This window comes from Photobacterium proteolyticum (assembly GCF_001939735.1).
GTDB classification, from domain to species: domain Bacteria; phylum Pseudomonadota; class Gammaproteobacteria; order Enterobacterales; family Vibrionaceae; genus Photobacterium; species Photobacterium proteolyticum.
Map to the genome: position 1 here is coordinate 1 of NZ_MJIL01000057.1, position 7,791 is coordinate 7,791.

A 7,791-nucleotide genomic window follows, 5' to 3' on the forward strand; every position below is an offset into this window, starting at 1 on the left:
AAATAAGGGTAGAGAAAAAGAGGGTAAAAAGGTGATCGAAAAAAAACGGAATCCTAGATCACAATCGCCGGAATACGCATCAGCAAATCCGTATACCGCAGATTGACTAGCTGTTGGGTAGTTAATGATTGCAATTTCAATTTTTTCCATCTTAAGAGCATTGTCGCATTTGCCTTCTAATGTGTCATTTTAGACTCTCGTTATGAGAATTCAAATTGAACATAATGAGCACATCAAAACGAGACACCTAGAGGAAAAAACATGACTAAACAAGCACTAATTGTAATTGACATCCAAAATGACTACTTCGAAGACGGTAAATATCCTCTTTATCAACCTAAACTCACAACTGCAAAAAACTTAGAAGCTATGGCGATTGCGAGCGAGAAGAACATTCCGATCATCCATGTTCAACACCTCGTATCACCAGAATTAGGCGAAGGCCTGTTCTTTTATGACGACTCGGAAGGTGCTGAAATCCATAAAGATATCATGGCAGCAGCTCCTAGCTCTCCTGTAATTATTAAGCGTCATGCTGACTGTTTTGAGAAAACAAACCTTGAAGAGCTATTACAAGATATGGGAGTTGAAGAGATTCTATTAACTGGCATGATGACTCACAATTGTGTGACTCATACAGCGCTATCTCCAGCAGCAGCAAAATACAACCCGAAAATCATTGAGGAGTGTTGTTGTACAGTTGATCCTATTGCTCATGCATTAGCGGTAGATTCGATGCAGGTTCGCGGCATCGAAATGCTGAGTATTGAAAACGTATTCGCATAATTCACTATCGTTTCATGTAGCAATCTTCAAAGCAGAATGCCAGTCAGAAACCTGATTGGCATTTTCTTCGTATCACTCGAATGCCTTGAGTTTGATTGCATACCCATTCAAAGTCTAACTAGCAGAGTACACATAGTGTTCTGCTCACTTTGGGGAGATTCCGCTCATCAGTGTTTCGCGGTCTGCCATTAGTAAAAATCTGGCTATTATCTGGAGGGGCTTACCAGTGTTCTGTTGCGCAAACTCGGAAAGGGGCATAATCGTGCCAGATGAAGAGGTTGGCACGAAGCTGGAAAGAAATGAGTCAGTAACTGTTCTAATTTAGCTCCCCCTGAATAACTTGCGTATCCCTAAACCTCAAAGCCCCCCATTGTCAGCGGTGGTCGATTTGCACGGAAATGGACAATTTCGTTCACAATAATCTTAAAATAACGATTTCACATATGCATTTAAACCGCTATTTTATGCGCTAAAAATGCAAGCGTGGCATAACAATCATGCGCATTTAGTCAATTGAATGGAGGTAAGCGAAAGGCACTCCGTGCGGCGTATTATTCCTTCCCTCCACTTTGTGAAAGCCGAAGCTTTGAACAATTTGTACAAAACTATCCATGTTTATCTCTGACAGCATAGCCAATATGGGCTTTAATTGACGTTTATCATCTGAGAAACATTGCTCTAGCTTTTTCTGCGAAACATACAGGGTATTTGGTTGATACTCGACAATCCCTTCACTTAAGTCAGCTCTAATCCCGTGCTCCTCACGAAGATGCTCAAGTAGATAGTGAAGCTTGTGCATATCGTTGAGTCTTCCCCTATAGCTCTGAGATAACTCTCGTAATTCACAAAGACGTTCTTCAAGCAAGCTACCACTAGCTTTCCCTGCCAAAAAAATCGACTTTAGCTCTTTCTTAATGAGTTTGTACTTGGCTTGCTTGATTTTGGGCTTAAACCATCTCACCAATATCTGATTACGGACTCCTCTAGGAACATAACACCCTGAGCTTGCCACTGTGATCCAAAGGTGTAACAACGCATTATCTATCGTGATTGATAGTAGTCGCTCATACTTGAAATTCGACATCGTTCTTTGTCATTTTTTACTTACTCAAAAACAAAAATGTAAGCATCAGAGACACTCCCTGACACTTACGTTTCTTTTAGAACAGCACACCTATACCTTGAAGAAGTCTAGTTCGCTCTTCTGCGTCTCTGCTAACTTAGCTAATTCAGATGATGCTTGAAGGGTTTCATCAATGCCTGAAACGTTTTGTTGAACGAGGTCAAATGCCAAGGTTGTGTTTTTCGAGATATCTTCCGTCACATTAAATTGCTCCTGAGCGGCAGTGGCAACTAGTGTGTTTATCTCTGAGATGGACTCAACCGAAGTAGATATATCCTCAAATGAGGCCTTTACACTGTCGGCGAGTTGAACCGATTGCTCAATTAGTTCAACGTTTTGAACCATATTATTTTGCGCTCGCTCTGATTGTTTTTGCAGCTTTTCAATGATTTCTTGGATACTAACGGTTGATTCCTGCGTTTTGGAAGCGAGGCTCCTCACCTCATCTGCAACCACTGCAAAACCGCGTCCGTGTTCGCCCGCTCTTGCTGCCTCTATAGCGGCATTTAGCGCAAGCAGGTTGGTTTGCTCTGAAATCGAGTTGATGACCTCTGTCACCGAGCCAATTTCAATGGCAAACTGCCGAAGTTCATCGACAATACTTGCACTCTCATTCACTGAGGAATCAATAGAGCCTGTCAAGGTAATGTTTTTCTCTAGCGTTTGCTTCCCAGATTCAACATTCTCTTTGGCTTTCTTAGCTTCCTCTTCTGCAGCTACTGCTTGCTGACTGACCTCTTGAGAAGTGGATGAAAGCTCATTGATGGCAGTGGAAATCTGCTCCACTTGAGAAAGTTCTTCCTGTGCATTCGACTTTGTATCGTTCATAATCACGTTAAGCTCTTCCGAAGCAGACGATACACTCTCTGAGATACCATGAGTATTTTTGATTAGCTCTGAAAGTTGGTTAGACAGTTTCATGAGTGACAGGTAAATTCCCGTTTCTGTCCCTGACTGGTTAATGCGCTGGGTAAAATCGCCACCTGCCATCTGCTCCATCAAACCAGCAATCTCATTTGGCGTACCGCCTACAGGCTTTAGTACCAGTCTATCGACAGTTGTCAGCAATATAACTAATGCAATCAACAAACTCACCGCACCTACAATAGCAGAGGTGATAAGTTGGGCGTCTGCACCCTTCTCGATTTGAGAGTCCTTGATAAAGCTGACAAATTTCCAGCCAGTAATATCTAACTCTGTCCAAAATGCAGTGAACGCAATGTCATCGCCATTCACTACCGCACTATAGTGTAACTCTGGGTTACTAGCGCTAAAGCCTTTATAAAGAGGACGCTCTTGGTAAATGTTTTTGCCTCGCATTTCTGCATATGGCGCAACTAAGATGGTGCCATCTTCTGCATACAAGAAGATATCTTTACGGTCTGCCACCGCTTCTAGTAGCGAATCCAAATACACAGATGTAATGACCGCAACGTTACTATCAATTTTGTACGCCATTACAACAATTTCTTTATTGGTTACGGCGGAGACAAACGGTGCAGAAAAGAAGAATGTCTTACCTTCGTTGAAAACTGCCTTGTAGTAAGAACGCCCTAAGTCTCTGACATTAAAACCTAGTTTCTCTCCCTTAACATTATAGATACCGCCCTCAATATCAATAATGTAAGCGCCTTCTATAAACTGAGTTTGAGTCCGATAAAGCATCTCTAGCTGGGTAATCGCCTTGTCAGAAAGTCCATCAGCAGTTATATCGGCTTTACTGGCTTTAACCCCTGAGAGGACGCTTCTATAGCCATTTACTTTTTGAGATAGATTTTCCTCAATAGTGGCATTTTTCTCGTGCAATACCTGTTTGCTTAGCTCAACACTTTCCTCTTTGAAGGAAAAGAAGCTAATCGTTATTAGAGTGACAACTATAATCGCAATAATTGCCCCAATTGTTCCTGAAATTCTTACCTTAAATTCGTTCATAAACACCACTCACACAACCAGTTATTTATCATAATAATGTTTTGCCCCAATCAGCCTAATGACAAGATTAACAATAAAAATTTGAAGTTTAGCCAAAACGAAGCTTATTCCATTGATTTCGGTCAGTTTGGAGGTTTCTTTATATCAGAGATAAGCGTGGGTGTGATCAACCCTTAACTTTGTGACCAATGGCATAAACATGCACAATTGGGCCGGGGCTATACCTGAAGAAAAATGAAAGGTTCTGGGAAAAACCATTCATTACCAGAGTTCGGCCTGTCATAAGGAAAAGTCAGGCAAACTTCTGACGAGGAGAGACAACCATTCTGTTGCGCAAACTAGGAATGGGGCATATCCTTCTTTCGTCCCCCTTGAAAACCTTTCTTAATGCCCATATATGCATACATGCAATGTTGCATAACTTAAAAGAGGTTTTTCCGATGAACGATTGGGATTACGTGAACTTTAGCGAAGATCATGAAATGAATTATCATTTAGGGCTAGTTGGTAAATCGAAATCTGAATACAACAGAAAGTACCTAAGAGATAACACTCAATGGACAGCAAAGAACAAGTTGGACAAAACACGTATTACACACACTGAGTTTAAGCCCTTTGTTGTAACCGATAAGCCGTATTTACAAGATCCAGCTTAACGCGGAAATGAAGATAGAAACGTCTCCCATGAGGAGGCGTTCTTCGTTACGACACCGCACTACTTGCTAAGCGTTTTGGTTCTATCGAGTCACATCCCCCATAAATACCACTTTAAGTCTTGTACATTTTGGGGCTCATCTGAGTTAGCTCAGCTTTAACACGCCTCTGGACAAAAGCATGTCAATGATATTGCTAATTTAGCAAATAATGAATTAACTCAAATATCGCAAAATACTCTTACCTAACAACCCATCGCCGAACGCTATGATCGTTCCTGGTGCTAACTAGTCAGTAAAAACTTCGACCAAGTAGCTGAAAGTCTAGAAAAGTCTTCTGGGTAAGTCACATCGCCCGANAATTAAACTATTCACTATTAATGACAAGAATACTTGTAACGCTTTTGGGGCATGAGTATGAAGCTTTGGCTCTAACTAAGAATGGGCACAGGCTTTTCAGCACATTGAAAAGCCTGAATTGCCACCTCTAGCAGTCGGTTTGTTCTGAAAGCCTCAGAGCGTCTTCCAACTCAACGCCAAGGTAACGAATAGTGTTATCTAACTTAGAATGACCCAACAAGAGTTGCACAGCCCTGATGTTCTTTGTCCTAGCGTAGATTAATGTGGCTTTAGTGCGACGCATGGAGTGCGTTCCATAATAATCTGCATTCAACCCCAGTTTGCTTGCCCAATTCCTGATAATTGAACGATAAAACGAGTAGCTTATATGTTGCCCCTTTCGACGAGCACTTGGGAAAAGGTAACTGCTTGCTTCTAGAGATGCTGAAAAAATCCATCGACTGATACTTTGCTGCGTTCTGGGCGTGATCTCGTAATGCACATCAGTACCAGTTTTCTGCTGTACGCATTGCACCCTCTCATAAATCACTCCTTGAGATGAAACATCGTATACATGAAGTTTTAGTAAATCGCTTGATCTCAGTTTACTATCAATGGCCAGATTAAGTAGCGCAAGCTGCATCAAGTCATTTTCAAGTTCTAATCGAGTTCTGATTCGCCAGATTTCTTCTAGTTTGAATGGCCTTTTTATGCCGCTACATGCCCCTGATGATTGCTTCCTCATGTTGACCTCCTTTCGAGTGTTATTGGCCAACTAGGATTTTAGGAAAGCGAGCATGACGTCCTAGGCAGGACAGTCATGGACAAAAGCGTGTCAATGATATTGCTAATTTAGCAAATAATGAATTAACTCAAATATCGCAAAATACTCTTACCTAACAACCCATCGCCGAACGCTATGATCGTCCCTGGTGCTAACTAGTCAGTAAAAACTTCGACCAAGTAGCTGAAAGTCTAGAAAAGTCTTCTGGGTAAGTCACATCGCCCGACTCAATCGAATGAGCCAGATGAACCCTGCAGACTAAAGGTTTAAGGCGTAGTCCAGGTGATGGACGAGCAGGTCATTCTTTCAACGCAATACGACGAAGATAAAGAACATAATAAGTGTCGGAATCAGTGCGCCCTTCAGGAGTCCCAGCGGCGAAACCCCGTCTTTGAAGCAGTCCTTGAGTATCGACTGACCAGCCGGATTCGGTGCATTGGCAATCACGGTCAGCCCTCCACCTGTGACGGCANACATAATAAGTGTCGGAATCAGTGCGCCCTTCAGGAGTCCCAGCGGCGAAACCCCGTATTTGAAGCAGTCCTTGAGTATCGACTGACCAGCCGGATTCGGTGCATTGGCAATCACGGTCAGCCCTCCACCTGTGACGGCACCAGTGAGCACGGCGTATTTCAGCTGCGGAGTGAACTCCGGAACCAGAGTGGCCAGATAAGTTATCGCCGCGTTATCGTTGAAGGCAGTGAGCACCGTAGAGATGAGCATGAGGGGAGTTTCCCCCAGACCTCCCAGCACGGGTNACCAGTGAGCACGGCGTATTTCAGCTGCGGAGTGAACTCCGGAACCAGAGTGGCCAGATAAGTTATCGCCGCGTTATCGTTGAAGGCAGTGAGCACCGTAGAGATGAGCATGAGGGGAGTTTCCCCCAGACCTCCCAGCACGGGTTCGATCCACCACCCCTGCACGCCGCCAAGCGTGACCAACCCGCCGAGAAAGAAGCCCACGAGCAGCGGCGGCACCAGATTGATGGTATTCTGATAATTGGCCGTGACAACGGAAAAACCCAGGAAGAACAGCAATCCCGGCAAGAAAAGGGCAGGATGGTGCGCATTGACAATGGTCCAGCCCATAAATAGCACGTGCACGATGGTAATCCAAGGGGGAACGGTGTCTTCGCGCTGATCCCAGTTCGGATCCTGGAACGGCGCTCGCTGCGACTTGGGAAGCGCCATAGGGACCTCACGCTGCAGCCGGGTCAGCTTGACCGCTGAAAATTGCTCAGCGAACGCGCTCTTTGCCAGACCCACGTCGATAGCCCTGCCAGATAGACTCTTGAGGTAGCGCTCCTTGAGTTGCCCCTCTACCCTCTGAGCGTATTTTTCCAGCAACAGCCTGATCCGTTCATTGACCTCTTTCAGTTCACCGGTTTCTTTGGCCACGGCAGAGAGTTCCGACTCCATCTCCTCCCGTGAGAAGTATTGTGTGAGAATGTCCTGACGGAGACGACCGATTGCGAAGGATTCTTCAAGTTGCGACAGTTCCTTTCGAAATATCATCAGGAACAGCGCATTCGAGATGAGAATGCCCAAGAGCGCCTTCCAACCGAAGTGACTGAACATGAACGCGGTGTCCCAGCCCCACGGCCCCGTCACCATCAACACGGGGGGCGCGGCAAAATGGGTGAGCGTACCCCCCACTGATATGTTGACGAACAGTAAGCCCAGTGTTGCATATTTCAAGCTGTCGCTGGGATTGAGCGAATAGAATCTGCGGCTGAGCAAAAGCGCCGAAATGGTCATCGCCGCAGGCTCGGTAATGAAAGAACCGAGAATGGGTCCGAGGGTGAGGATCGACATCCACCACGACTTGAGCGAGCTGCCGAGCAAGTCCGCAACCTGTTGCAAGGAAGCTTCCGCCAGCTTCAGGATCGGCCGGGTAGAAGCGAGCACCATGATCACGAAGACAAATATGGCCTCCGTGTAGTTAACCTTGTGACTGACGTAATCGACTGCAGTAGGCCAGTTGAAGAAGAACACTACAGTGATCAGCAGCAGCACCGCCCACAGGCCGAAAACCACTTCGACCTCTCCCAGAAAGCGCATCAGGCGGGCCCAGTGTGAAACCGATGACCTGGGAAGTTCACCTTTTTCCTTCTTCAGTTCATGCTGATGTTCAAGGCCACGGGCCACTGCTGTAAATTTGCTGCAGAGAAAGGT

6 protein-coding genes and 2 pseudogenes are annotated in these 7,791 nt (G+C 45.0%); 2 read left to right on the forward strand and 6 right to left on the reverse strand.

Annotation, left to right across the window (positions count from 1 at the left end; all coding sequences use genetic code 11):
• Positions 1-261 precede the first annotated feature (261 nt).
• Positions 262-786 (forward strand): cysteine hydrolase family protein, encoded by a 525-nt coding sequence (locus tag BIT28_RS08950; protein ID WP_075763241.1) that lies wholly within the window; start codon positions 262-264, stop codon positions 784-786.
• Positions 787-1,291: 505 nt separating this feature from the next.
• Here the strand turns inward: BIT28_RS08950 and BIT28_RS08955 are convergent.
• Both BIT28_RS08955 and BIT28_RS08960 read right to left on the reverse strand, forming a co-directional pair.
• A complete protein-coding gene (locus BIT28_RS08955) occupies positions 1,292-1,870 on the reverse strand; it encodes a DUF2913 family protein (RefSeq protein WP_075763242.1) in 579 nt (192 codons plus the stop codon).
• 90 nt (positions 1,871-1,960) lie between these two features.
• Positions 1,961-3,841 carry a methyl-accepting chemotaxis protein gene (locus tag BIT28_RS08960; RefSeq protein WP_075763243.1) on the reverse strand — a complete coding sequence of 627 codons (1,881 nt, stop codon included), beginning with the start codon at positions 3,839-3,841 and terminating at the stop codon, positions 1,961-1,963.
• 440 nt (positions 3,842-4,281) lie between these two features.
• Here BIT28_RS08960 and BIT28_RS08965 point away from each other — a divergent pair, with 440 nt between their 5' ends.
• The gene (locus BIT28_RS08965) at positions 4,282-4,497 is read left to right on the forward strand and encodes a hypothetical protein (RefSeq protein WP_075763247.1); all 216 of its coding nucleotides are present in this window, start codon (positions 4,282-4,284) and stop codon (positions 4,495-4,497) included.
• Between the two features lie 484 nt (positions 4,498-4,981).
• Here BIT28_RS08965 and BIT28_RS08970 read toward each other — a convergent pair whose 3' ends face one another.
• The 4 genes and pseudogenes from BIT28_RS08970 to BIT28_RS30355 all read right to left on the reverse strand — a co-directional run.
• Positions 4,982-5,578 carry a tyrosine-type recombinase/integrase gene (locus BIT28_RS08970; protein WP_075763244.1) on the reverse strand — a complete coding sequence of 199 codons (597 nt, stop codon included), beginning with the start codon at positions 5,576-5,578 and terminating at the stop codon, positions 4,982-4,984.
• Between the two features lie 345 nt (positions 5,579-5,923).
• A partial coding sequence (locus BIT28_RS30345; RefSeq protein ID WP_425439629.1) for a putative Na+/H+ antiporter occupies positions 5,924-6,089 on the reverse strand: 166 nt, incomplete at its 5' end.
• A 1-nt stretch (position 6,090) separates the two neighbouring features.
• Positions 6,091-6,340: pseudogene (locus BIT28_RS30350) on the reverse strand (putative Na+/H+ antiporter); the annotation flags it as partial.
• A gap of 35 nt (positions 6,341-6,375) precedes the next feature.
• Positions 6,376-7,791 (reverse strand): annotated as a pseudogene (locus tag BIT28_RS30355) (putative Na+/H+ antiporter); the annotation flags it as partial.

Excerpts from the sequence above, each read along its gene's own strand:
- BIT28_RS08950 (WP_075763241.1), top strand. The coding sequence starts at position 262 with ATGACTAAACAAGCACTAATTGTAATTGACATCCAAAATGACTACTTC.
- BIT28_RS08955 (WP_075763242.1), bottom strand. The coding sequence starts at position 1,870 with ATGTCGAATTTCAAGTATGAGCGACTACTATCAATCACGATAGATAAT.
- BIT28_RS08960 (WP_075763243.1), bottom strand. The coding sequence starts at position 3,841 with ATGAACGAATTTAAGGTAAGAATTTCAGGAACAATTGGGGCAATTATT.
- BIT28_RS08965 (WP_075763247.1), top strand. The coding sequence starts at position 4,282 with ATGAACGATTGGGATTACGTGAACTTTAGCGAAGATCATGAAATGAAT.
- BIT28_RS08970 (WP_075763244.1), bottom strand. The coding sequence starts at position 5,578 with ATGAGGAAGCAATCATCAGGGGCATGTAGCGGCATAAAAAGGCCATTC.